Here is a 1,281-nt window from a genome sequence, read left to right on the forward strand (position 1 = left end):
TGAGTATTCGTAGGTGTGGGGGCCACCGATTATTCCGCCTGGGGGCCGCCCCTATTCCCTTTCGGGGCCACCGATCGCGTCGGTGAACGCCAGCCCGCGGGTAGCCCGGGTGTGACGCTCACCGACACTATGGTCAGGCGGACCGAGCGAGCGCGTGTTCGCGCATGTTCACGCTGCCGGTCTCGACCCAGATCGCGTTGTGCACGATGCGGTCCATGATCGCGTCTGCGTGGACCCCACCGCCGAGACGCTGATGCCAGTCCTTCTTCGCGTATTGGGTGCAGAACACCGTTGACGCGTCGTCGTACCTGCGTTCGATCAGTTCGAACAGCATCGACCGGAGCGCCTCGTCTGGCGGGTCGAGGAGCCATTCGTCGAGAACGAGCAGCTTGAAGCTCGCGTACTTACGCAGGAACTTCTCTTTCCCTCCGGGCCGGTCGGCTGTTTAGCCGAGCCGCTTGGTAGCGCGTGTGGGTCGACCCGGTAGCGCGGGCGGGTGCACCCGGAGCACTCCCCGCCCGCGCTTGACCTCATTCTGCGGAATCGGTAGCGGTGTGGCGGCGCATGTTCGGGCCAGCCAACTGCACGATCTCGACGTTAGACACGATCCGGTTCAGAATCGATTCCGCGATCACGGCATCGTGGAGCGATTTGTACCAGTCCTCGGGATCGAACTGGCTCGTGACCACGGTCGAGCCCCTGTTCTCTCGTGAGGCGAGGATGTTGAGGAGCTCGGCCGCGGTCTCGCTACTGATGGGGGTGGTGAGGAAATCGTCGAGCACGAGCAGGTCGCACGTGTGTAGGGCTTCAAGGAACCGGAGCCTTGTGGGGTCGCCCGACTGGTAGACGGCGAGCTGGTTTGCGAGGTCATCGAGCCGGTAGTACTTGGCAGTGTAATCACGCCTGCAGGCCGCGTTCACGAGCGCTTGCGCGAGGTACGATTTCCCTACGCTTGAACCGTCCCGGGCTCTCTGCCGCTTCTATACTGGGAGCGGCGCTCGGGTGAGGGCCGCATAGTAGTCAGCCTCGTACTCGTCGGGGCTGACCATTCCGAGGCTACCGTGCAACCTGCGATGGTTATACCAATCAACCCAGCCAGCGGTCGCGTATTCGACGTCAGCGATGGTTTTGTACGGGCCATCGTGGAAGATCGTCGTGCGCACGCACTCGGCTTTGTAGAGCCCGTTAATCGTCTCCATCAGGGCATTGTCATACGCATCACCGACCGACCCGATCGAGGGTGCGATCTGCTCGAGCGCGAGGTGCTCGGTCAGCACCACG

Annotated in this window: 1 protein-coding gene and 2 pseudogenes; all 3 read right to left on the bottom strand. The window is 62.8% G+C overall.

Annotated features, from left to right (window positions below):
* Positions 1 to 133: 133 nt before the first annotated feature.
* A pseudogene (locus NHL51_RS13790) lies at positions 134 to 439 on the bottom strand (ATP-binding protein); the annotation flags it as partial.
* Positions 440 to 530: 91 nt separating this feature from the next.
* A pseudogene (locus NHL51_RS13795) lies at positions 531 to 944 on the bottom strand (ATP-binding protein); the annotation flags it as partial.
* Between the two features lie 36 nt (positions 945 to 980).
* Positions 981 to 1,281 (bottom strand): integrase core domain-containing protein (locus NHL51_RS13800; RefSeq protein WP_434144646.1); only part of this gene is annotated, 301 nt, incomplete at its 5' end.

The sequence above is a fragment of the Leucobacter sp. gxy201 genome (assembly GCF_051043335.1).
Taxonomy (GTDB): Bacteria; Actinomycetota; Actinomycetes; order Actinomycetales; family Microbacteriaceae; genus Leucobacter.